Annotated in this window: 24 protein-coding genes and 1 tRNA gene; 7 read left to right on the forward strand and 18 right to left on the reverse strand. The window is 68.3% G+C overall.

What is annotated here, in order from left to right:
* The first annotated feature begins 68 nt into the window (after positions 1–68).
* Positions 69–749, forward strand: coding sequence for a YqaJ viral recombinase family protein (locus tag ABRP18_RS13690; protein ID WP_046747878.1), 681 nt, complete (start codon positions 69–71; stop codon positions 747–749).
* A 94-nt stretch (positions 750–843) separates the two neighbouring features.
* On the opposite strand, the gene ABRP18_RS13695 is transcribed toward ABRP18_RS13690, so the two are convergent.
* From ABRP18_RS13695 to ABRP18_RS13715, 5 genes are all read right to left on the reverse strand, one after another.
* Entirely contained in the window at positions 844–1341 is a 498-nt protein-coding gene (locus tag ABRP18_RS13695; protein WP_061015378.1) for a hypothetical protein, read from the reverse strand.
* On the reverse strand, positions 1328–1972 hold the full coding sequence (locus tag ABRP18_RS13700; protein ID WP_349884836.1) for an LPXTG cell wall anchor domain-containing protein: 645 nt from the start codon (positions 1970–1972) through the stop codon (positions 1328–1330). Before ABRP18_RS13700 ends, ABRP18_RS13695 begins: the two co-directional genes overlap by 14 nt.
* A complete protein-coding gene (locus ABRP18_RS13705; RefSeq protein ID WP_374168945.1) occupies positions 1969–2475 on the reverse strand; it encodes a signal peptidase I in 507 nt (168 codons plus the stop codon). The genes ABRP18_RS13700 and ABRP18_RS13705 overlap by 4 nt, the downstream gene beginning before the upstream one ends.
* A gap of 135 nt (positions 2476–2610) precedes the next feature.
* Positions 2611–3228 (reverse strand): SipW-dependent-type signal peptide-containing protein, encoded by a 618-nt coding sequence (locus ABRP18_RS13710; RefSeq protein ID WP_061015381.1) that lies wholly within the window; start codon positions 3226–3228, stop codon positions 2611–2613.
* Between the two features lie 7 nt (positions 3229–3235).
* The gene (locus ABRP18_RS13715; protein ID WP_179515838.1) at positions 3236–3856 is read right to left on the reverse strand and encodes a SipW-dependent-type signal peptide-containing protein; all 621 of its coding nucleotides are present in this window, start codon (positions 3854–3856) and stop codon (positions 3236–3238) included.
* A gap of 279 nt (positions 3857–4135) precedes the next feature.
* Here ABRP18_RS13715 and ABRP18_RS13720 point away from each other — a divergent pair, with 279 nt between their 5' ends.
* Both ABRP18_RS13720 and ABRP18_RS13725 read left to right on the forward strand, forming a co-directional pair.
* Positions 4136–5851 (forward strand): MDR family MFS transporter, encoded by a 1716-nt coding sequence (locus ABRP18_RS13720; RefSeq protein WP_349884838.1) that lies wholly within the window; start codon positions 4136–4138, stop codon positions 5849–5851.
* Entirely contained in the window at positions 5838–6353 is a 516-nt protein-coding gene (locus ABRP18_RS13725) for a MarR family transcriptional regulator (protein ID WP_349884839.1), read from the forward strand. Before ABRP18_RS13720 ends, ABRP18_RS13725 begins: the two co-directional genes overlap by 14 nt.
* Here ABRP18_RS13725 and ABRP18_RS13730 read toward each other — a convergent pair.
* The gene (locus ABRP18_RS13730) at positions 6292–7281 is read right to left on the reverse strand and encodes a LysR family transcriptional regulator ArgP (protein ID WP_349884840.1); all 990 of its coding nucleotides are present in this window, start codon (positions 7279–7281) and stop codon (positions 6292–6294) included. The genes ABRP18_RS13725 and ABRP18_RS13730 overlap by 62 nt on opposite strands.
* A 25-nt stretch (positions 7282–7306) precedes the next feature.
* Here ABRP18_RS13730 and ABRP18_RS13735 point away from each other — a divergent pair, with 25 nt between their 5' ends.
* Complete coding sequence (locus ABRP18_RS13735; protein ID WP_046747870.1) at positions 7307–7969, forward strand: LysE/ArgO family amino acid transporter; 663 nt, start codon at positions 7307–7309, stop codon at positions 7967–7969.
* Between the two features lie 4 nt (positions 7970–7973).
* Here the strand turns inward: ABRP18_RS13735 and ABRP18_RS13740 are convergent, their stop codons facing one another.
* The 9 genes from ABRP18_RS13740 to ABRP18_RS13780 all read right to left on the reverse strand — a co-directional run bounded on the left by ABRP18_RS13740 (position 7974) and on the right by ABRP18_RS13780 (position 13754).
* A complete protein-coding gene (locus tag ABRP18_RS13740; protein ID WP_349884841.1) occupies positions 7974–8330 on the reverse strand; it encodes a DUF1801 domain-containing protein in 357 nt (118 codons plus the stop codon).
* 125 nt (positions 8331–8455) lie between these two features.
* A complete protein-coding gene (locus ABRP18_RS13745; RefSeq protein ID WP_058632134.1) occupies positions 8456–9259 on the reverse strand; it encodes an amino acid ABC transporter ATP-binding protein in 804 nt (267 codons plus the stop codon).
* The gene (locus ABRP18_RS13750) at positions 9246–9911 is read right to left on the reverse strand and encodes an amino acid ABC transporter permease (protein ID WP_113681342.1); all 666 of its coding nucleotides are present in this window, start codon (positions 9909–9911) and stop codon (positions 9246–9248) included. Before ABRP18_RS13750 ends, ABRP18_RS13745 begins: the two co-directional genes overlap by 14 nt.
* Before the next feature lie 3 nt (positions 9912–9914).
* Positions 9915–10736: an amino acid ABC transporter substrate-binding protein gene (locus ABRP18_RS13755; RefSeq protein ID WP_061015299.1), complete on the reverse strand. Its 822-nt coding sequence runs from the start codon at positions 10734–10736 to the stop codon at positions 9915–9917.
* Positions 10737–10908: 172 nt separating this feature from the next.
* Entirely contained in the window at positions 10909–11598 is a 690-nt protein-coding gene (rplA, locus tag ABRP18_RS13760; RefSeq protein WP_046747865.1) for a 50S ribosomal protein L1, read from the reverse strand.
* A gap of 11 nt (positions 11599–11609) precedes the next feature.
* Entirely contained in the window at positions 11610–12041 is a 432-nt protein-coding gene (gene rplK, locus ABRP18_RS13765; RefSeq protein WP_046747864.1) for a 50S ribosomal protein L11, read from the reverse strand.
* 247 nt (positions 12042–12288) lie between these two features.
* A complete protein-coding gene (gene nusG, locus ABRP18_RS13770) occupies positions 12289–13326 on the reverse strand; it encodes a transcription termination/antitermination protein NusG (protein ID WP_113681341.1) in 1038 nt (345 codons plus the stop codon).
* Between the two features lie 42 nt (positions 13327–13368).
* The gene (gene secE, locus ABRP18_RS13775; protein WP_017201518.1) at positions 13369–13641 is read right to left on the reverse strand and encodes a preprotein translocase subunit SecE; all 273 of its coding nucleotides are present in this window, start codon (positions 13639–13641) and stop codon (positions 13369–13371) included.
* A 40-nt stretch (positions 13642–13681) separates the two neighbouring features.
* Positions 13682–13754, reverse strand: a tRNA-Trp gene (locus ABRP18_RS13780).
* A 195-nt stretch (positions 13755–13949) separates the two neighbouring features.
* Between ABRP18_RS13780 and ABRP18_RS13785 the strand changes: the two genes are divergently transcribed.
* Both ABRP18_RS13785 and ABRP18_RS13790 read left to right on the forward strand, forming a co-directional pair.
* Entirely contained in the window at positions 13950–15773 is a 1824-nt protein-coding gene (locus tag ABRP18_RS13785) for an HSP90 family protein (RefSeq protein ID WP_349884842.1), read from the forward strand.
* A 21-nt stretch (positions 15774–15794) separates the two neighbouring features.
* Positions 15795–18593 carry a hypothetical protein gene (locus ABRP18_RS13790; RefSeq protein ID WP_349884843.1) on the forward strand — a complete coding sequence of 933 codons (2799 nt, stop codon included), beginning with the start codon at positions 15795–15797 and terminating at the stop codon, positions 18591–18593.
* A 26-nt stretch (positions 18594–18619) separates the two neighbouring features.
* Here the strand turns inward: ABRP18_RS13790 and poxB are convergent, their stop codons facing one another.
* Positions 18620–20344, reverse strand: coding sequence for a ubiquinone-dependent pyruvate dehydrogenase (gene poxB / locus ABRP18_RS13795; protein WP_046747860.1), 1725 nt, complete (start codon positions 20342–20344; stop codon positions 18620–18622).
* A gap of 176 nt (positions 20345–20520) precedes the next feature.
* On the opposite strand from poxB, the gene ABRP18_RS13800 reads away from it, so the two are divergent.
* Positions 20521–20691 carry a hypothetical protein gene (locus tag ABRP18_RS13800; RefSeq protein ID WP_164734110.1) on the forward strand — a complete coding sequence of 57 codons (171 nt, stop codon included), beginning with the start codon at positions 20521–20523 and terminating at the stop codon, positions 20689–20691.
* A gap of 52 nt (positions 20692–20743) precedes the next feature.
* Here ABRP18_RS13800 and ABRP18_RS13805 read toward each other — a convergent pair whose 3' ends face one another.
* Complete coding sequence (locus ABRP18_RS13805; protein WP_349884844.1) at positions 20744–21181, reverse strand: pyridoxamine 5'-phosphate oxidase family protein; 438 nt, start codon at positions 21179–21181, stop codon at positions 20744–20746.
* Between the two features lie 111 nt (positions 21182–21292).
* A complete protein-coding gene (locus tag ABRP18_RS13810; protein ID WP_058632128.1) occupies positions 21293–22657 on the reverse strand; it encodes an NAD-dependent succinate-semialdehyde dehydrogenase in 1365 nt (454 codons plus the stop codon).
* Between the last annotated feature and the right edge of the window lie 41 nt (positions 22658–22698).

A 22698-nucleotide genomic window follows, 5' to 3' on the forward strand; every position in this document is an offset into this window, starting at 1 on the left:
GGGGGCGGGGAGGGAGGGGGCGGCGTGTGAGGGCGGGGAGGGTCGGTGGGCGGGGTTAGGGTCGAAGGGTGACCCCGGAACTCTCTGCACGCATCGTCGCGGATTCCCGTGACCGCGTGGCCTGGTTGAGAGCTCGATCCCGGGGCATCACGGCGACCGACGTGGCCGGACTCACCTCCGAGAAGTCGATCGCCAGGGCGGCGGACTCGAAACTCGGTGGCGGACCCCGCTTCGGCGGCAACGCGTACACGGATCACGGCCGCCGACGCGAACCCGAGATCGCGGCCTGGGTGGCGGCCACCCACGGCATCCTCCCCTCGTCCGCGCTGTTCCGCGCCGAAGTCGAGCATCGTCATCTCGCCACACCCGACGGCATCGCGGTCGACGCGGACGGGCGCGTGAAGCTCGCCGAGATCAAGACCACGAACAAGCCTTTCCGCGGCATCCCGCGCACCTACCTCCGTCAGATCTGGTGGCAGCAGCACGTCCTCGGCGCCGAGCGCACGCTGTTCGTGTGGGAGGAGCACGTCGACTTCGCGCCGATCCACGACGAGCCGCGCTGTGTGTGGATCGACCGCGACGACCGCGAGATCGCCAAGCTCGTCGGACTCGCCACCGACCTCATCGATGAGCTCTACCGCCGCACCACAGGCCAGCAGGTTCCGAACCGGATCGTGGACGCCGCCGCCAGCCGCCGAGAGCAGCTTCGAGAGCGCGACGCCTTCCGTGCTCTGGCCCTCGCCGACTGACGAGTTCACCGACTGACGAGTTCGCCGACCGACGAGTTCACCGACCGGCACGACTGACCCGGCACGACTGACTCTCACCCTGCGTCCGCCGTCCTCAGGTGCAGGTGTTGTTGCCACCGAGGCCCAGCAGACCGCCGACCGACAGTGTGCGCGTCGCCGCCGGTGACACCCACGACGTTCCCGCGTAGATGCTCTCGACCTTGACGGTGTTCGTCGACCCCAGCAGGCTTCCGAGCAGCGTGTTCAGAAGCCCGGAGCTGATCGTCGACGAGTAGGTGTACGGGCCGGAGCCGCTCTGCGTGACGTTGCTGTTGTCGACGACGACGTTGTTGATCGACAGCCGCTGCTGCACCGTCAGGTACGGCGAGGTCCAGGTGATCGTGAAGCCGGTGAACGTGCCGAGAAAACTCGTGACCGTGCACGAGGTCACCACCGGAGTCGCCAACGTCGATGCCGTGAACGATCGTGCCGCGTACTCGCTGTCGGTGAAGGCGGCATCGGTCATCTGCACCGACGGAGACGAGGCGACGCCGAGGAGCACCGCGAGGCCGACGACTCCGGCGAGGATCCGTGCACGCTCACGAGACCTCATCTCGCACCCCCTGCCACGAAGCAGCGCGTCGACGGCGGAGCACCAGCACGGCACCGGACCCGATGAGGCCGGCACCGGCTCCGACGATCCACGGCGCCGCGGACGGAAGTCCCGTCGTCGCCAGGGCACCGTCGGACCCCGCGACCACCGTCTCCCCCGCGCCCTGCGCATGCACGCGGACATCGGTGCTGCCGGCGCCCGAACCGCCCGCGGGATCGAGGACGATGGCGAGGCGGAGGTGTGTCGTCTCGGTGTCGGCGACCTGCAGAAGCGGAACCTCGACGCCGTCGCGCGGGATGTCCCACCGTGTGCGCAGGGCCGTCGCGCCCACCGGGCATCCGCTCTCCGTCCATGCCTCCGCGCACGTCGAGATGTCCAGGAGCAGGTGCGCTTCGCCTGTCGCGCTCACCGCGATTCCGATGACTCCCGGATCCGGCGCGTCAGCACTCACCTCGATGTCCCACTGCACCGGCTGCCCCGGCAACAGGCTGCCGGCCGCTGCCCAGTCCGCGACGGAGACCAGACGGAGAACGGATCCCTGGATGACCTGTGTCGTGGGCGCCGCCCAGGCCTCACCCGGCGTCACGATCACGGCGACCGCGAGCAGGACCGCGGCGAGCGCGCGCCTCATGGGCCGTTCCCGTCGGGATCGCGAGCGGCTCGGCGCTGCTCGCGCGGCCAGAAGGCCCATACGACGAGCGTCGTCGCCGCGACGGTCAGGACTCCCAGCACCATCGGATTGCCCATCCCGGCGATGATCGACGCGACCCCCGGAACCGCGAAGACCACCTTCCTGACCGAGGAGACCGTGTACGGGAAGGGATCCTCCGCCGCGTTCGCATCCCCTCGCATCGTGATCACCCGCTCCGGCGCACTCGCACCCGCGACGACGGAGGTGACGCGGTGGGTGACGGGAAGCTCCCCCTCGCGGTCGACCGTGACCACATCACCGACGACCACCTCGCTCGCGGGCACGCGCTGCACCACCGCGACGGAACCGGCGGGGATCGTGGGCGACATGGAGCCGGTGCGGAACATGATGAGCGTGATCTGCGCCGTGAAGGCGAGCACGACGAGCAGGATGCAGACGGCGCCGGCGATCGCCGCCGCCCAGAGCAGCACGTCGCCGATCACGCGCCCCGGTCGTATCCGGGAATGTACCCTCGCCGCGGTCGCGTGGGGTTCGACCGCGGCGAGGGACGTCTTGTCCTCCCTCAGGCTCCGCCGTGTGGGGGTCGTCATGTGCTCGTCCTCTCCCTGGCATCGCTGCTACGACGACGTCCCGAGGAACTGCCAGGTCTGCGTCATCGTCAGGCCCTGCGCCGCGTTCGCAGCGGTGAGCGGGAGCGTGACGGCGAAGCAGTAGTTCACTTGTGCGGAACCGTTCGCGGTGACGACCTGCGTCGCGGATCCGCCAGCGGTGAGTGCCGATCCGTCAGCCACGACCGCGGTCCCGGCCGCGTACGTGGTCGCGTTGCAGGTGGTACCGGCGATCGTTCGCACTCCGTAGGTGAGATAGGCGGCGAGTCCCGTTCCCCCCGGAGTCCCCGCCGACAGCTGCAGGGTTCCTGCAACGGACGGGTTCGCTGTCTTGACGCTGAACAACGCATAGGTGGAGTTGCCCGGCGCCATGGCGGTCGGAGCGAGCTGGAAGTTCAGGGTCGCGGCTGCGCCGGTGGTCGCGTGGCTCGAGAACGTGGCTCCATCGACGGCTCCGACGATGTCGAACCGGCCCGCGGTGAAGTTCGCGGTTCCGTACTCGGAGTCGTTCCAGGCGGCGAGTGTGGCGGCGGCGCCGATGCCGAGCACGAGCCCTCCCGCGAGAACGGCTCGCAGTCGACGCGATCGAAGTCTCCGCCCCTCCCGCACATCTCTGCGGGTGACCATCACGTACTCAGCTCGTCGACGTGGCCGTGAACTTCCAGGTGGCGTTGGTCACCAGGCTCGGCGTCAGCGACGCATCCGCCGTCACTTTGAAGCAGAGTTGCACGGCCGTACCGGGAGCTGTCGTGGGGCTGCCGACGGCGAGCGGCACCTGCGTCGCACCGGTCTGCGCGTCGAGCGTCGCTCCGGTCGCGATCGGCGTTCCGGTGGCACTCGCCGCGTTGCAGGTCGCGCCGGGTGCGAGCTGATAGATCGAATAGGACAGGTGTCCGGTGTTGGAGCTCGCTGCGGGGTCGGCGGTCGTGCCGTCGGCGACGAGATTGGCTGCCGTCGTCGTCCCGCCGGCCAGACGTACCCAGAATCCGGCGTACACCGAGCTCGTCGGAGACATGTTCCCCACCAGCCCGGCGGGGAGCGTGAACGCGAGCGTGGCTGCACTGCCTGCGGAGTTGTGGTCGGCATACGTGGTGCCGTCCGTCGATCCTTGGAGGTTGAAGGCGCCGGCGGTGAACGTGCCGTTCGCGAACTCGGAGTCGTTCCACACCGCGAGCGTCACCGCTGTGCCGATGCCGAGCACGAGCCCTCCCGCCAGTACCGCGAGGACCTTGCGCTGGGTTGCCTTGGTTGCCATGTCGTTTCCCCCTCAGGAACTTCGAGAACCGCGTGAATGCCTCTGTTCCGGTCCCCCTCAACGACCCCGCATCCGCGCGTTTGCGCCATCCTCTCCCTGCCCCATCCGCAGAACAAGGCGATTTCGCGCAGGAGATTCGCTCATCCCGCGCAGAGTGGAGAGACCTCCGGTAATCGTTGATCTATATCAACGACCAGCGTATAGTTGACGCAGTTCAACCATCTCGCGCGCGCCAGAGCGGTCGCAGCATCCCCTCCTTCTCTCTGCGAAAGGTCAGGCATGACCCCGGATTCTCCTGTCAAGATGACGCATCGCCAGGTGCTGGAAGCCCTCACCGGCCTCCTGCTCGGCATGTTCGTCTCGATGATCGCCACCACGGTGGTCTCCACCTCCATGCCGGTCATCGTGCACGACCTCGGCGGCGACCAGGCCGCCTACACATGGGTCATCACCGCGACTCTGCTCACCACCGCCATCTCGACGCCCATCTGGGGCAAGCTCGCGGATCTCTTCAACCGCAAGCTGCTGATCCAGATCGCCATCGTCGTCTTCGTCGGCGCGACGGCTGCCGCCGGCTTCGCGCAGGACACCAACACGCTCATCGCGTTCCGTGCCATCCAGGGCATCGGCGGCGGCGGACTCGCGGCCCTCAGCCAGGTGATCATGGCCGACATCATCAGCCCCCGCGAGCGCGGCCGGTACATGGGCCTGTTCGGCGCCGTGATGGCCGTCGCGACGGTGGGCGGCCCGCTGCTCGGCGGATGGATCACCGATGTCGCGAACTGGCGATGGAACTTCTTCGTCGCCCTGCCTTTCGCGGTCGCCGCCCTCATCATCCTGCAGAAGACGCTCCATATCAGCACCGAACGCACCCGCAAGGTCTCGATCGACTACGTCGGCATCGTGCTGCTCTCCGCGGCCGTCTCACTGATCCTCATCTGGATCACCAACGCGGGATCGACCTTCGACTGGTGGAGCACGGAGACCGTGCTCATGGTCGGCGGAGCGATCGTCTCGGCCATCGCCTTCATCATCGTGGAACTCCGGGTGCGCGAACCGCTGATCCCGCTCACGCTCTTCCGCGGTCGCACCTTCACCCTCTCGGTGCTCGCGTCGATCTCGATCGGCGTCGCGATGTTCGGCACCTCGGTGTACCTCGCGCAGTACATGCAGCTGTCCCGCGGCGCCACGCCGACGGAGGCCGGACTCATGACCCTCCCGATGATGGCAGGGCTCCTGATCGCCTCGATGGTCATCGGTCAGCTCGTCACGCGGTTCGGCAGGTGGAAGGGCTACCTGATCCTGGGCTCCGTGCTGCTGATCGCCGGATCGGTGATGCTGTCGACCCTGCACTACGACACGAACTTCATCCTCGTCTCGATCTACATGTTCGTGATGGGCGCCGGCGTCGGCATGACGATGCAGAACCTCGTGCTCATCGTGCAGAACGTCGCCAAGCCCAGCGAGATGGGCGTCGCGAGCTCCGGTGTGACCTTCTTCCGCAGCCTCGGCGGCACGATCGGCGTCTCGGTGATGGGTGCCGTGCTCGCGAACAGCCTCACCGGTCTGTTCAGCGACGGCAAGGAGCGCATCGGAGCAGCGATCGCTCAACTGGGTGACAAGGGTGCGGAGGTCGCAGCCCAGCTGTCCAGCGGAACACTGCCGGAGGTGCGCCTGCTCCCCGAACCGGTGCGCTCGATCATCGAGGATTTCTACGCGCAGGCGATCTCGCACGCGTTCCTGATCGGCATTCCGCTCGCCGTGATCAGCCTTGTGGCGATCCTGTTCCTGCCGAACCGCCCGCTGACCACGATGACGACGACCGAGCGCGCCCACGCGGATGCCGCGAAGGAGGACGACGGCCGTGCGGCAGAGGCATCCGACGTCGCGATCGCCGACGCGGAGGCACTCTCCGGCGCTCCGACGACCGGCGCGGTGGGCGTCATCCGTCGCGCCGACGACCATGGAGACGCCTCGTCCGATGTCCGACGCTGACGACACCCCCGGCACCGCCCACACCGCGGACGACGCCGACACCCCGGAGGCGCGGGCCGAAGCGGTCCGCGCCCTCGAGGCGGAGTTCGGTGAGCTGATCACGCACTTCCGCCGCGTGATCACCGAGAACGCGAACCGTGTGAGTCCTGGGCTGCTGCCAGGCGCCTACAAGATCTTCACCACGATCGCACGGTGCGAACAGGTGACCGTGTCCGCACTGTCCGAGCGGATGCTCATGGACAAGGGGCAGGTGAGTCGGACGGTGCGTGAGCTGGAGGACCTCGGTCTCATCGAACGCACGGCCGACCCCGCCGACGGACGCTCCTCCCTGCTCGAGCTCACGTCGCTCGGCACGGAGAGGCTGTCCGCAGCCCGACTTCCGCAGGAGGGCATGCTGCTGCGCACGCTCCAGGAGTGGAGCCTCGCGGACATCGGGAACCTCACCCGGCTGCTGCACGCCCTCGGGGCCGGGGTGACGCCGCGGACGAGCGCGGCCGACTGAGCGAAGGAGCCCCGAGCACCCGTCGAGCCTCGTCCGCGACCTCAGCGGCGATCGTGTCGAGCAGCTCCGATCGCAGGTTCCACTGCTGCCAGTAGAGCTGCACCCGAAGCACGGGGCCGCCCAGGGGCACGAGTCCACCCGAATCCTGCAGCACCGGCACCATGCCCCACCCGAGCCCCAGAGCGACCGCCAGCGCGTAGTCGTGTGACGCCGGAACGTAATGACGCGGGACGCCCGCCTGCTCGACCGACATCGCCCTGAGCCATTCATGTTGCAGGGTGTCCCTGCGGTCGAAGTCGACGAACGGCGCTCCGGCCAGCGCCGACGAGGTCGCCCCGTCGGGGAACCAGCGAGCGGCGAACTCCCGCTCGGCCATCGCGCGATACTCGAGCACCCCGAGCGGTGACACGGAGCAGCCGGTGACGGGGGTCTCCTCGCTCGTGACGGCCGCCATCACCGCGCCCGATTCGAGCAGGCGGGCCGTGAAGTTCTGATCGTCGCGATGCAGGTCGAAGTCGATGTCGTGCCGTGCGGAGAGTCGCGCGAGCGGGGCCAGGAACCACGTCGCCATCGAGTCGGCGTTCACCGCGAGAGGCACCGTGATGCGTGGAGAGCCGTCCGGGTCGTCGATGCCCACCCCCGCGAGCGCGTCATGCTCCAGCAGGGAGATCTGTCTGGCCAGACGGACGACGGCCTCCCCCGCCTCGGTCAGGCGTGCGGGCTTGGTGCGCACCACCAGGATGCGGCCGAGCTGCTGCTCGAGGGTCTTCAAACGCTGGCTCACCGCGGACGGCGTGATCTGCAGACGCCTCGAAGCCGCGTCCAGCGTTCCCTCATCGACGATCGCGGCGAGGGTGTTCGCGAGTTGCGGGTCGATACGCACATAAGCCAGGCTAATGGTTCCGTAGGAATCTTCGCTTCTCTTCATGTGTGTCCGTTTCTACGCTGGACACATGCTCACGATTCTCGCCGGCCTCGGACTCGGCCTCTCCCTCATCGTCGCCATCGGCGCGCAGAACGTGTTCGTGCTGCGTCAGGGAATCCGTCGCGAGCACGTCCTGGCCGTCGTGATCATCTGCGCGCTCTCCGATGCAGCGCTGATCGCCGCGGGGGTCGCCGGCCTCGGCTTCGTGATCTCCGCAGCACCCTGGCTCGTCGTGGTCGCCCGATGGGCGGGCGCGCTGTTCCTGCTCACCTACGGAGCACTCGCCGCGCGGAGGGCCTGGCGGGGCGGCGAGGAGCTCGACGTCGACGCGGCGGACTCCGCGTCACTCCGCGCCCCGACCGCGGGAGGCACGACGCCCACGATGACCCGCACGCGGCTGGCACCGGTCATCCTGACCACCCTCGCGCTCACCTGGCTCAATCCGCACGTGTACCTCGACACGGTGCTGATGCTCGGTTCGATCGCGGCCACCCACGGTGATCAGCGCTGGCTCTTCGCCGTCGGGGCGATGGCCGCGAGCCTGCTGTGGTTCACCGCGTTGGGCTTCGGGGCACGCTATCTCGGACGATGGCTGCGCACCCCACGGTCGTGGCGCATCCTCGACGCCGTGATCGCCGTCGTCATGATCTCGATCGCGATCAGTCTCGTCCTCCCCGTGCTGGGAGCGTGACGGATCAGGAGGCGTCGATCTGAGCGAGACGCGCGCGGACGAGAGTCTCCAGCACTTCGGTCGGGATCGGATGCTCTGGCTGGAACCGGATGGTGCCCTTGTCGACGCTGGCTCCGGGGTGGTTCCCGAGCGCGTCGGCGACGGCCGCCACAGCATCGGGACTGAACGGGTAGACGCCGATGTGCTTCTTGGCCCGCATCACGGAGAGCAGCGGCTTGCCGTGGTGCACGAGCGCCGGCATCCCGTAGCCCTTGCCCTGCTCCGCATCCGGCACCTCCGTGCGCGCGACCGCGTAGACACGATCGACAGCGGCCCGATCGACCGGTTCGAGGTCCGCGAGATAGTCGTCGATGGTGCCCACGAGGGCATCCTCTCACCGATCCACCTCAGAGGCGAGGGTCGCGCGGGCTCAGCGCCTCTGCTCAGGCACCGTGGAGTTCAGGCACCGTGGAGTTCAGGCACCGTGGAGTTCAGGCACCGTGGAGTTCAGGCACCGTCGAGAGGACGCATGATGCGGGTGAGGAACCGCTGCGTGCGCTCGTGCGTGGGTGCACTGAAGAGCTGGGCAGGTGGGCCCTGTTCGACGACGACGCCGCCATCCATGAACAGCACGTGATCCGCGGCTTCCCGCGCGAAGCTGAGCTCGTGCGTGACCACGGCCATGGTCCAGTTCTCGTCCGCCAGCTCCTTGATGACGAGCAGCACCTCCCCCACCAGCTCGGGATCCAGCGCGCTCGTCGGCTCGTCGAACAGCAGCAGGTCGGGCTTGAGCGCGAGCGCCCGCACGATCCCGACGCGCTGCTGCTGTCCTCCGGAGAGCTGATGCGGCCGGGCGTCAGACTTGTCGGCCAGACCCACGCGATCGAGGAGGATGAGCGCCTCGGCGACGACCTCGGCTTTCGGTCGACCCTGCACGCGCCACGGACCCTCGATGACGTTCTCGAGGACAGTGAGGTGCGGGAACAGGTTGTGGTGCTGGAACACCATCGCCGACCGGTCGCGCAGGGCGAGCCGCTTCTGCTTCTGCACCCGGGGCGAGGGCTTCACCGCGGGGGCGAAGTCGATCTCGGGCCCGCCATCGACCACGATCGTGCCGGCGTCAGGCGTCTCGAGACCGTTGAGGGCGCGCAGCACCGTGGTCTTGCCGGAACCGCTGGGCCCGATGAGCACGACGACCTCTCCGCGGTGCAGGGTCAGGTCGATCCCCCGGAGCACCTCGTTGTCGCCGAAGCTCTTGCGCAGGCCGCGGGCGGTGAGCAGAGCCTCTGCGGTGTTGTCAGTGCGCGACACGGCTGTCGAGCCTCCTCTCGAGGGCGCTCTGGCCGAACGACAGCACCAGGCAGAGCACCCAGTAGACGAGCGCCGCAGCGAGGTACAGCACCATGAACTCGTACGTCGTCGAGGCGATCTGCTGCGCCACCTTGAACAGCTCGGTGACGAGGATCAGCGACGCGAGCGAGGTGTCCTTGACCAGCGAGATGAAGGTGTTCGACAGCGGCGGGACGGACACGCGCGCGGCCTGCGGCAGGATGATGCGGGTGAGCGTGCGGGTGCGGTTCATGCCCACCGTGTACGCCGCCTCCCACTGCCCCTGCGGGACCGAGAGGATGGCCGCACGCACCACCTCGGCGCCGTAGCCGCCGACGTTGAGCGACAGCGCGATGATCGCGCTCGGCCACGGGTCGATCGTGATCCCGATCGACGGCATGCCGTAGAAGATCACGAAAAGCTGCACCAGCAGCGGCGTCCCGCGGATCACCGAGATGTAGAACCGCGCGATGCCCGAGAGGATCGGGTTCACCGAGATCCTCATCAGCGCGATGCCGATGGCGATGATCAGCCCCAGGGAGAACGACGCCAGCGCGAGCGGCACCGTCGCTGTCAGACCCGCCCAGGCGATCGGCCCGAGCGAGTCGAGGAACAGCTGCCAGGGACTCTCCATCGATTACTGGGAGACGTCTTCGCCGAAGTACTTCTTGCTGATCTCCGCCAGGGTGCCGTCAGCGCGGAGCTCGTCGAGCGCTCCGTCGACGGCCGTGACGAGAGCTTCCTTGTCCTTGGTGAACGCGAACGCCGACTTGCCCGCCTCATCGGTCTCGGCCGCGATCTTCAGTCCGGTCGGGCTGTTGGTGGTCTCGTAGTCGAGGAAGGTGAGCTTGTCGTTGATGGTCGCGTCGACGCGGCCCTGGCGGAGCAACTCGACCGCCTGGGCCCACCCCTCGACACCCTCGACCTTGGCGCCGGACTCGGTGGCGAGGTCGTTCCAGTTGCTGGTGAGGGACTGCGCGGTGGTCTTGCCCTTGAGATCGGCGAAGGACGAGATCGAGTCGTCGTCCTCGGCCACGACGATCACGCCCGGAGAGACGGTGTACGGGGTGCTGAAGAGGTACTTGGCCTCACGCTCGTCGTTGATCGTGACCTGGTTGGCGATCACGTCGAATCGGCCGGCGTCGAGACCCGCGAAGATCGCATCCCACTGGGTCTCCTCGAACTTCACGTCGAGGCCGAGCTTGTCTGCGACGGCCTCGATGATCTCCACGTCGTAGCCGGTCAGGTCGCCCGCTCCGTTGTCGCCGTGGAAGCTGAAGGGACGATACGTGCCCTCCGTGCCGACGGTGAGGACGCCGTCCTTCGCGAGGCCGTACTCCGAGCTCGCGGAGCTCTCACCGGAGCCCGAGGTGCTCGCGGGAGTGCTGGACCCGCTGCAGGCGGTCAGGACCGCGGCGGCGGCGACGAGTGCGGTGACGGCGATGAGACGACGGGACATGAACCCTCCTGGGGTGTGAAGCGCGGTGCGAGTTTACGCGACCGTCACGGGAACTCCCCCACAGTACGTGGCGCATGTCGGTTCCCCGCATCCGATGACGTTGCGTTTCGCGGTTCCGACGGGACGCAGAAACGCCCCCGGGCGGACCCGGGGGCGTTTCAGAGAGTCAGACTCAGATGGCGTTGACGTCCAGCGGGATGCCGGGGCCGAACGTGGTCGACACCGCACCCTTCTGGATGTAACGGCCCTTCGAGCTCGACGGCTTGAGGCGGACGATCTCCTCGAGCGCTGCGCCGATGTTCTCGTCGAGCTGCTCGGCGGTGAAGGAGGCCTTGCCGACGACGAAGTGCACGTTGGCGTGCTTGTCGACGCGGAACTCGATCTTTCCGCCCTTGATCTCCTCGACGGCCTTGGCCGGGTTCGGGGTCACGGTGCCGGTCTTCGGGTTCGGCATCAGACCACGGGGTCCGAGCACCTTTCCGAGACGACCGACCTGGCCCATGAGCTCCGGGGTGGAGACGGCGGCGTCGAAGTTGGTCCAACCGTCAGCGACCTTCTGGATGAGCTCGGCGCCGCCGACCTCATCTGCACCTGCGGCGATCGCTGCCTCGGCTGCGGGGCCGGTGGCGAACACGATGACGCGGGCGGTCTTACCGGTGCCGTGGGGCAGGATGACGGTGCCGCGCACCATCTGGTCCGCCTTGCGGGGGTCGACGGCGAGCTTCAGCGCGACCTCGACGGTCGAGTCGAACTTCGACGAGCCGGTCTCCTTCGCGAGGGCGACGGCCTCGGTCGGGGTGTAGAAACGGTCTGCCTCGATCTTCTCGGCGGCAGCCTTGTAAGCCTTGGACTTGGTAGCCATGATTATTCTCCTCAGCCCTCGACCGTGATGCCCATGGAACGGGCGGTGCCGGCGATGATCTTCGAGGCGGCCTCGATGTCGTTCGCGTTCAGGTCGGCCTGCTTCTGCTCGGCGATCTGACGGACCTGGTCCTTGGTGATCTTCGCGACCTTGACGGTGTGCGGGGTTGCAGAGCCCTTGGGGACGCCTGCGGCCTTCTTGATGAGCTCCGCCGCGGGCGGGGTCTTCAGGACGAAGGTGAAGCTGCGGTCCTCGTAGACGGTGATCTCGACGGGGATGACGTTGCCGCGCTGCGACTCGGTCGCGGCGTTGTACGCCTTGCAGAACTCCATGATGTTGACGCCATGCTGACCGAGCGCGGGGCCGATCGGCGGCGCCGGGTTGGCTGCACCGGCGTTGATCTGAAGCTTGATCAGGCCGGTCACCTTCTTCTTCGGTGCCATTCTCTTTCCTTTCATCGAATCGGATACCGGAGCATCCGCTTCTCCCACGGATCCGGCGTTTCCGGAACGTGGTCGTCTGCGCGCCCTTCGACAAGCTCAGGGACCCATGCGGGCTGTCGCACAAACCACACAAGTCTACCTGATCCGGAGCGCAGCGACGGACGTCTCCGGATCCCCCCTGCCCCGGTCGGATGTACCAACGCAGAACGGCCGCCCCGAATGGGACGGCCGTTCTCGCTGACGGGTGTCAGATCATCTTGGTGACCTGGTCGAACGACAGCTCGACCGGGGTCTCGCGCTCGAAGAGGGAGACGAGCACCGTGAGCTTGCCGCTCTCGGGCTTGATCTCGCTGATCGAACCGGGAAGACCCGCGAACGAGCCCTCCTTGATCGTGATGGTCTCGCCGACCTCGAAGTCGACCTCTGCGGGCAGCGGACGAGCGACGGCGACGCCGCCCTTCGACGCGATGTTCTTGGCGGTCGGCACGTCCTTGACCTCGACGAGCGACTTCAGCATGTTGAAGGCCTCCTCGAAGCGCAGCGGCGTCGGGTTGTGGGCGTTGCCCACGAAGCCGGTCACACCGGGCGTGTGGCGGACGACGGACCAGGTGTCCTCCGTGAGCTCCATGCGCACCAGCACGTAGCCGGGGATGCGCACGCGGGTGACCATCTTGCGCTGGCCGTTCTTGATCTCGACCACGTCTTCCATCGGGACCTCGACCTGGTAGATCTCGTCCTCGACCTCGAGCGTCGACTTGCGCTGCTCGATGTTGGCCTTGACCTTGCGCTCGAAACCGGCGTAGGAGTGGATGACGTACCACTTGCCCGGGAGCATGCGGAGGTCCATGCGGAAGGCCTCGTACGGGTCCTCCTCCGCGTCGTCCTCGGACTCGGCGTCCTCGCCCGCTGGACGGTCATCTTCACCGTTCACGTCGGGGCCGTCGTACGGGGTGACCTCGTCGGCCGCCTCCGCCTCCTGCTCGGCGACCTCTTCGGCCACGGATTCGTTGAGAACCTCGGCGGCGGCCTCGGACTCAGCCGCTTCGTCCAGGTTGAGAGCGTCGTTCACGATGGCGTCCGCCTCCGGGTCGTCGATGTCGATGTCGGTGTCAACCACGTCATCCTCTTCGCCGTCCTCGTCTTCGACGTGGACGGCGACGTGCTCAGCCGAGGTGACCGAGAGCTCTTCCTCAGCGAGGACGTTGCCCTCCTGGGCCTCGTCTTCCTCGCTGGACTGCTCAGCGGCGGTCGCCCAGTCGGCGTCGTCGGAATATCGTTCAGACACTTTGCTTCTTCTCCATAGCTGCGGCGCGAGCCGCGGGGGTCATCAGCCAGGGATTCCGAACACCCAGTGCGTCACGAACGCGAACAGCGTGTCCAAGCCGTAGACGATGCCCATGACGATGATCACGAAGACGAGCACCACCCCGGTGAACTTGAACAGCTCCTTGCGAGTCGGGGTGACGACCTTGCGGAGCTCGGCGATGACCTGGCGGATGAACAGGGCGATGCTCCCGAAGAACCGGGAGAAGGGGTTGCCCTTCTTCTCGCGGGTGGCGCCGGCCGCGACGACCTCGCCGCGCGGTTCGTCCTGATCCATCCTGAATGTACCTTTCGTGTGTCAGCGTTGCGCTGACGCGCAGGGCGGACAGGAATCGAACCTGCAACCTGCGGTTTTGGAGACCGCTGCTCTGCCAATTGAGCTACCGCCCTAGAGACCGGAAGGCCTCGGGGTGCTCTCCCCACCCTGCCACCGCGACTGCGACCCGGAGACCCCAGGCACGGCGAAAGAATGCAGAGAACAACTGCCCCACAAGCATACGGCATCGATGCGGCGGCGCCGAACCGGGATCGCGATGGCGTGTTCTTGTTAGGCTCGGCGAGCGTATGCAGGAGGAGGGAGCGCCGGTGAGCGCTGAAGTGCAGCAGTTCCAGGTGGATCTGCGCGGAGTCGTCGATCTGCTCAGTCGGCACATCTACTCCAGTCCTCGCGTGTACCTGCGGGAGCTGTTGCAGAACGCCCGCGATGCGATCACCGCCCGCCAGGAGGTCGACGGCGGCGGCGGGCGCATCCGGATCACTCCGCTGACCGCGGAGAACGGCGAGTTCGTGCTGCGCGACGACGGGGTGGGGTTGACGTCCGCCGAGGTCGCCGACCTGCTGGCGACCGTCGGACGCAGCTCCAAGCGCGACATCTTCGACCTCCCGCGCAGCGACTATCTCGGCCAATTCGGCATCGGTCTGCTGAGCTGCTTCATGGTCGCCGACACGATCGTCATCCGCTCCCGCAGCGCCCGCGGCGGCGCTTCGGTCGAGTGGACGGGGAGCGCGGACGGCACGTTCCAGGTGACGGAGATCGACGAGGAGCTGCCGATCGGGACCAGCGTGCATCTCGTCCCGCGGTTCGACGCCGACGAGCTGCTGCGTCCCGCAGCCGTGCGCGAGCTGGCCACGACGTTCGGCGAGTTCCTCCCCGTGCGCGTCACGATCGACACCGCGGCCGGCGATGTCGACATCACCAGGGACGCCCCGTTCCTGCACGCCGCACAGCATCCCGAGGCCGCCGTCGACTTCGGCCGCGACCTTCTCGGTGCGAGTCCGCTCGACGTCATCGAGCTCAGCGAGTCGGCGACGGGCACCCGGGGCCTCGCCTACGTGCTGCCGTTCGCCCCGCCGCCCGGCGCACGCCAGGCGACCCGCATGTACCTCGGCCGGATGCTGCTCTCCGAACGCGTCGACGACGTGCTCCCCGACTGGGCCTTCTTCGTGCGGGCCGTGGTCGACTCCACCGGACTCGCCCCGACCGCGAGCAGGGAATCGCTCGTCGAGGACGCCGCCCTCGAGCGCGTGCGCGAGCAGCTGGGCGCCGGGATCCGCCGCTGGGTGCTGGAGCTGGGGCTGCGCGAACCGCATCGTCTCGCCCAGTTCGTCGCCGTGCACGAGGTCGGGCTCAAGTCGCTGGTGCGCCACGACGAAGAGCTCTCCCACTTCATCTCGCGCTGGCTGACCGTCGAGACCACGCACGGCGCCATGCGCATCGGCGACCTCGTCGAGCGATACCCGCACATCAGGTACGCGCAGACAGTGGACGAGTTCCGGCAGGTGGCAGGCATCTCTCCCGCAGACGAGGTGCTCGTCAACGGCGGCTACCTCTACGATTCCGACCTCATCCGGATGCTGCCGGACCTGTACCCCCACGTCACCGTCGAGCAGGTGGACGTCACGGGCGAACTCGACCGGCTCGACCCGCCGCCCCTCGACGACCGCGACTCCGCGGTGGCCCTGGAAGCCCGTGCCGGTGCGGTGCTCGCGGCGTCCGACTGCTCCGTTGTCGTGCGATCCATCGATCGCCCCGACCTCGCCGCCCTCTACGTGGCCGACCCCGAGGTGCTCAGGGCGATCGACCGCGGCCGCACCAAGGGCATCACCGGATCGCTCTGGGGTGGCGTGCTCGACCGCATCGACCAGACCCTGTCCTCCGCCCGGGAGGAGGATCTGCGCGCCCGACTGTGCCTGAACTGGTCGAACAGGGTGGTGCGCGCCCTGGTGAGGGTGCAGGATGAGGCGGTCTTCGCCCGCACCGTGCAGCTGCTCTACATCCAGGCTCTCCTGGCCGGGCATCACCCGCTCGCCGACGCCGACCGGGCGCTGATGACCAGCGCCCTCTCCGACCTCGTCTCGCTCTCGGCCGGTCTGGAGGGAGACACCCTTCCCTTCGGCGACGCCCGCTGACCCTCCCGAAAGGTTCTGTCCATGGCACGTCCGAAGAAGCGCTTCCAGCAGCTGATCGAGGAGATCGATCGCACTCCCTGGGGTCCCGCAGAGCAGGCCCTGGTCTCCGAGGCAGTGGCCCTCGCGGTGGAGATCGGCGACGAGCGGCTCGAGTACGAGGCCAGGATGCGCCAGACGGCCTCGGCGAACATGAACGGTGCGACCGACGTCATGCTGAACTCGTTCGCGTGGTGCCTCGCTCATCACGACGCGGACCCGCAGCGCTTCCCCGCCGACCTCGACAACGGCGGCGCCGATCTGATGTGGCAGTTCAAGTGGATGGCCTCGTCGCTGAGGTCCTCTCCGGCTTTCTCCCAGGAGCAGATCGCCGCCGTCCTCGACGACATGGAGTCTCACTACCGTGCCGCAGGTCTCGGCGTCAGCGGGGTGCTCACGGCTCGTTTCGAAGACGCCTGGGATGCCGGACGCATGGACGAGGCCGAGGCGCTCCGCGTGCAGCTCGAGGCCACGCCGCGCGACGACCACAGCCACTGCGACGCGTGCGGACGCAGCCAGTTCGCCGGATTCTTCGCCGACACCGATCGCGACGCCGAGGCGATCGTGTTGGTCGAGGAGATGATCGAAGGCGGCTTCTCCTGCGGCGAAGAGCCGGAGCACGCCCTGTCCCGCGTGCTGCTCCCCTATCTGCGCGCCGGACGTCTCGAGGAGGCGAAGACAGCCCACCTGCGCAGCTACCGCCTCGCCAAGGACAACCCGGACAACCTGCGCATCGTCGCCAACAACATCGTGTTCGCAGCCGTCACCGGGAACGAGGCGCGTGCTCTCGCCCTGGTCGAGAAGCACATCTCCTGGCTCGCGCACGACGGCCTGAACGTCGACGCGCACTTCGCCGCCCTCGCCGCCCTCGCCGTGGCGCTCGACCGCGTCACGGCAGCCGGGCACGGCGACACCCCGGTGCGCGGAGCCGACTCCCCCGCGCTCGTGCCGTTCTTCGGCGAGCACGACGGCGCCTGGGGCGCGGTCGACCTGGCTGCCGCCTCGTGGGCCGCCGCCGAGCGGATCGGCCGAGGCTTCGACGAACGCGACGGTACCGAGGGCCACGCCCGCAGCCTGCAGCGGATGCGTGGACTCGCGAAGGAGAGCTACGACGTGCCGATCCGGTCCGACGCCTTCATCACCCCTGCTTCCACCACCGCCCCGGTCGACGCAGAGGGCTGGTTCGAGCGCGCCATGCAGCTCGCGCAGTTCGGCGCCGAGCACGAGACGCTCGAAGCCCTGCCCCGCGCCCTCGAAGTCGAAGATCCCGCCAAGCGCGCCCAGCTGCTGTCCATGCGGCTGGGGATCCTGGTCGCACTGGAGCGCGCGGACGAGGCCCTGCAGCTGCTGCCGGAGCGCATCGCCGCACTCCGCGCCGCTGGGCACGAGGCGCAGGCCGACCTCGAGGAGCGCATCGGACTCGCGACATTCGGCCTGAACACGCCGGAGACGACCGCCGCTCTGGAAGAGGAGATCGGCGCATCGGACGAGCTTCCCGCGTGGACGCGCGGTGACCTCGCGATCAGCCGCGCGGCCCTGCACCTGCAGTCCGGCGAGCCGGACGCCGCGCTGGACCACGCGGAGGTGGCCGCCCGGTCATTCGCCGAAGCGGACGACACCCGCCTCACGAACACCACGACGCTGGTGGCCATCTCGGCCGTGCTGAGCAAGGGCGATCTCGAAGCCGGCAGCGCGTTGCTGGACCGCTTCCTCGCCCAGGACGACGTCAGCACGGGGCACCGGGCGCAGGCCCTGCAGACCCGCGCACGCGTGCGCGGTGGCACCAGCTCGTACGCCGAGGGGGCGGTCGACGCCGACGAGTCCTGCCGCCTGCTCGCCGAACTGGGGGCGACCCGTGCGCTCGGCGACGCCCATCTGCTCGCCGGCGCGCTCTGGGAGGACGCCGACGAGCCGGAGAAGGCCGTCTCGCGCTATCGCCTCGCCGCTCGCCTCGGCGGCGACGCGGGAGGCGACACGACCGGACTGGACTTCCGACTCGCCCGCGCCATGCTGCGGGTCGGTGATGCGGAGGAGGCCGCCGAGCTCTTCGGAGATGTGCTGCAGCGCGAGGAGGAGGCCGACGTCCCCGCCGGTTCTCGAGCGATGACCGCTTCGATGCTCGCCCGCGCATTGAGTGCGGCCGGGGAATTCGGCCAGTCGGTGGGCGCCCACGGCTACGCCTCCGAGCTGTTCGGGCAGGCCGAGGAGCACGCCGACCAGGCGATGGCGATGACCGAGCAGGCGAAGATCCTCGCGCGTTTCGACGAGCACGACGATGCGATCGCCCTGCTCGAATCCGCGGCCGAGACCGTCCGACGCGCGCCGGACGCCGTCGGAGCGCTCACCGAGGTGCTGCACAGCCTCGGGCAGGCCTACGGCGGGCGCGGCGACGAGCGGGCGTTCGCTCTCTTCGACGAGGTCGCCGCCCTCGCACAGCAGCACGACGCCGGGTGGCTGCTCGCCGATGTCACCGATTCACGGGCACGCGCTCTGGCTGAGCTCGGACGCATCGACGAGGCCGTGTCGGCCTCGCTCACCGCGGCCGACGGCTTCGCTGCACTGGGAGACCTGGGGGCGGCCGGAAGCTCCGAGCTGTTCGCCGCGCGGGTGCTCGCCGGCAACGACCGCTCAGCCGACGCCGTGCCGGTGTACCGCAGCGCGATCGATCACGCGGCCGGCCACCCGCCGCTGCTGCAGGTCGCAGCCCTCGAACTCGGCAACGTGTTCGAGGCGCTCGGGCGGCACGGCGAGGCCGCCGAGATCCGCGCCCAGCTGGAGAGCTGAGCGTCGGATCCCGGCGTGGCGCCGGCTCAGAAGAGCTGGCGCCAGTTCGCCTTCGCGAGGTCGAGAAGCTCGTCCCCGCGTCCGGACATCACGGTGCGGATCGCATAGAGCGCGAAGCCCTTGACCTGCGCGGCCTCGATCGCCGGCGGCATGGACAACTCCTGCCGCTCTGTGACCACGTCGAGCAGGGCCGGACCGTCGTGAGCCAGCACCTCGCGCACGGCATCAGGGAGGTCTTCGCTGCGCTCCACGCGACGGGCGAAGATGCCCATGGCTTCGGCGATCGCGGCGAAGCTGGGGTTGTCCAGTCCTGTGCCGTAGGTGACGAAGCCGGCGGCCTTCATCTCGAGCTCGACGAAGTTCAGCGACGAGTTGTTGACCACGATCGTCTTCACCGGGAGCTTGTTCTGCGTCAGCGTGAGCAGCTCGCCGAGCATCATCGCCAATCCGCCATCGCCCGCGAGTGCGACGACCTGACGGTCGGGGTGGGCGACCTGCGCACCGATGCCGTGCATCAGCGCGTTCGCCATCGAGCCGTGGGTGAAGGAGCCGATCAGGCGCCGGTTCTCGGTCATCGAGAGATAGCGCGCCGCCCACACGGTCGGTGACCCGACATCGGCGGTGAAGATCGCATCATCGGTCGCGTACTCGTCCAGGAGCCTGGCGAGGTACTGCGGATGGATGGGGCGCTTCCCCTTCGCCGGCACCGCCAGCTCGTCGAGCTTCTTGCGGGTCTTGCGGTAGTGCGCGATCGCGTCGTCGAGGTGACCGCGATCGTCCTTGCGCGCGATCCTCGGCAGCAGTGCCTCGGCCGTGGCCCGGACGTCGCCGACCAGTCCCAGATCGAGCGGATGCCGTTTGCCGAGCTGTGCGCCGCGAATGTCGACCTGGATCGTCTTCGCACCGTCAGGGTAGAACTGCTCGTACGGGAAGTCGCTGCCGAGCACCAGCAGCGCGTCGGCGGCCTCCATCGCGCGGTAGCCGGACGCGAAACCGAGCAGTCCCGTCATCCCGACGTCGAAGGGGTTGTCGTACTCGATGAACTCCTTGCCGCGAAGGGCGTGGACGATGGGAGCACCCAGCTTGTCGGCGAGCGCGATCACCTCGTCGTGGGCGCCTTCGACCCCGGCGCCGGCGAGGATCGTGACGTTCTTCGCCGCGTTCAGCAGCGTCGCCGCCTTCTCGAGCTCTGCGCCGTTGGGGACCACCACGGGGCGGGCGCGCTCGATCACGACGGCGCGGTCGTCGGCGATGTCGGCGAGGGCTACGTCACCGGGGATCACGAGGACGGCGACACCGCGCTCCTCGATCGCTGCGCGCATGGCGATCTCCATCAGGCGCGGCATCTGCTTCGGGTCGGCGACATACTCCACGTACACGCTGCACTCGCGGAAGAGCTCCTGCGGGTGCGTCTCCTGGAAGTACCCGGTGCCGATCTCGGTCGTGGGGATGTGCGCGGCGATCGCGAGCACGGGGACGCGGGAGCGGTTCGCGTCGTACAGGCCGTTGATGAGATGCAGGTTGCCCGGCCCGCAGGAGCCCGCGACCACGGCGAGCTCGCCCGTGGTGGCGGCATCGGCGGCGGCGGCGAAGGCGGCGGACTCCTCGTGCCGCACATGCACCCAGCGGATCGTGCCGTCCTTGCGGAGCGCGTCCGTGAAGCCGTTCAACGAGTCCCCGGGAATGCCGTAGACACGGTCGATCCCGTTGGCGTGCAGAGTCTTGACGATGTTCTCAGCGACGTTTGCCATGCTTCGACCCTACGCCCGGGGGCGGGCGCGAGGCTCGTCCGGACCCGTGACAGATGTCACCCGAAATGGCGACGTCTGGCACTGTCTCCACAACCGCACTCGATCTAGCCTCGGACCATCAGAAGAACCGGAGTGCTGTACCGATCCGGAGCAGTACGGCAAGGAGAGGAACTCCCATGAACGAATTCGCCATCGGGGACACCGTGCAGATCACTGGACCGACGATGACAGGCAATGTCGGGACGGTCGTCTCGATCGACGAGAAGCGGGGGAAGTTCCTCGTGCGGATCACCGATGTGACCCAGAACTACTTCACCCCGACCGACCTGAAGCTCTTCTCGGCCTGACGGTTCTCGGCCTGACGGTTATCGGCCTGACGGTTATCGGCCTGACGGTCAGTCAGTACTCCTGGGGCCCGTCGAGCTCCGGCTCGGCACTGCGACGGAAGGCCCGCCCCGAAACCGACGTCGGGGCGATGCGCACATAGACCCGTTTGAGGGTGGGGATCCATGGGCGGAGGCCGGCCGCATCCGCCCTGTGCACGTCGGCGTCCGACTCCAACGCACTCGCGTGGCCCCGCACGATCACGCTCCAGGCGTCCGTGTCGGTGTGGTCATCGACCTCGAACAGCACATCGGTGTTCACCGTGAGCTCGAACAGCTTGCTGCCGGGTGCGGTGCGGAACAGGATGCCGTCCCCGTCGACCACGAAGTTCACGGGGAAGATGTCGATCGTCTTCCCCACGTGGGTGACGAGCCGGCCGAGCTCCTGCGTGCGGAGCCGCTCCCAGCTCTGTTCGGTGGTCAGCGTCTCGATGGGATCGGTGTGCGCGCTCATGCCGCCATTGTCCCTCACCCGGTGTCCCCGCCGACAGGGCGTCCGTCCCGCAACACGAGGCGGGCATGCGGACGGCCCCTCGCGCTCTGCGAGGGGCCGTCCGTCGCACGCTCAGCCGATGCGGATGAGCTTCTTGTTGACGAACTCGTCTGCGGCGAGGTGTCCCAGCTCACGGGCGGTGCCGCTGCGCTTGACGCCGCCGAAGGGCAGTTCGGGGCTGTCCGCCAGCACGAGGTTGACGTAGACCATGCCCGCCTCGATCTTGTCGGCGACGCGCTCGGCCTGCTCCGCATCCGTCGTGAAGACGTACGAGCCGAGCCCGAACGTGGTGTCGTTCGCGAGCTCGACCGCTGCGTCCTCATCCGCCACGCGGTAGACGACGGCTGCCGGTCCGAAGAGCTCCTCACGGTAGACGTTCATCTCCGGCGTCACGTCGGCCAGCACGGTCGGAGCGAAGAACGCACCGTCGCGGGTGCCACCCGTGAGCAGGGTGGCGCCCTGCTCGACGGCCTGATCGATCTGCTTCTGCAGGTTCTCCGCCGCGGTCTCGGACGACACCGGACCGAGCACCGTGTCGTCGCGCATGGGGTCGGTCGCCTCGACCGCGGCCATCGCCGCCGTGAACTTCTCCACGAACGCGTCGTAGAGACCGTCGACGACGATGAAGCGCTTGGCGCCGTTGCAGGCCTGGCCGTTGTTGTCCAGACGCGCATCGACGCCGGCCTGGACGGTGGCGTCGAGGTCGTCGGTCGACAGCACGATGAAGGGGTCGGAGCCGCCCAGCTCGAGCGCGACCTTCTTGAGGTTGCGGCCCGCGATCTCGGCGACCGCGGCGCCTGCGCGCTCGGAACCGGTGAGCGAGACGCCCTGCACGCGCGGATCGGCGATCATGGTCGCGATCTGCTCGTTCGTGGCGAGCACGTTCTGGTAGGCGCCCTTCGGGAAGCCGGCGTCGTGGTAGATCTTCTCGATCGCGGTCGACGACTCCGGGCACTGCGGTGCGGGCTTGAGCAGGATCGTGTTGCCCACGATGAGGTTGGGCGCGGCGAAGCGCACGATCTGGTACGCCGGGAAGTTCCACGGCATGATGCCGACGAGCGGACCGAGCGAGGAGCGGCGGATGATGGCCGACCCCTCCCCCAGGATCGCGATCGGCTGGTCGGCCATGATCGACTCCGCCTGGTCGGCGTAGTACTCGGCGATGTCCGCGGCGAAGTCGACCTCACCGAGCGCGGCCTCGCGGGGCTTGCCCATCTCGCGCACGAAGATGTCCGCGAGCTCCTCGCGGCGCTCGCGGTGCAGCTCGGCCGCACGGCGGACGAGGGCAGCGCGCTCTGCGACCGTCGACGAACGCGACCACCCGCGGTGGGCTTCGTCGGCCGCGGCCACGGCCTCTTCGATCTGAGCGTCGGTGAAGGTGTCGAAGGACGCCAGCGTCTCTCCGGTGGCGGGGTTGATGACGGCGTAGTCGGTCATGGGTTGTCCTCTCGTGTGCGGGTCCCTTCGACAGGCTCAGG

The sequence above is a fragment of the Microbacterium sp. WHRI 7836 genome (genome assembly GCF_040223885.2).
Taxonomy (GTDB): domain Bacteria; phylum Actinomycetota; class Actinomycetes; order Actinomycetales; family Microbacteriaceae; genus Microbacterium; species Microbacterium oxydans.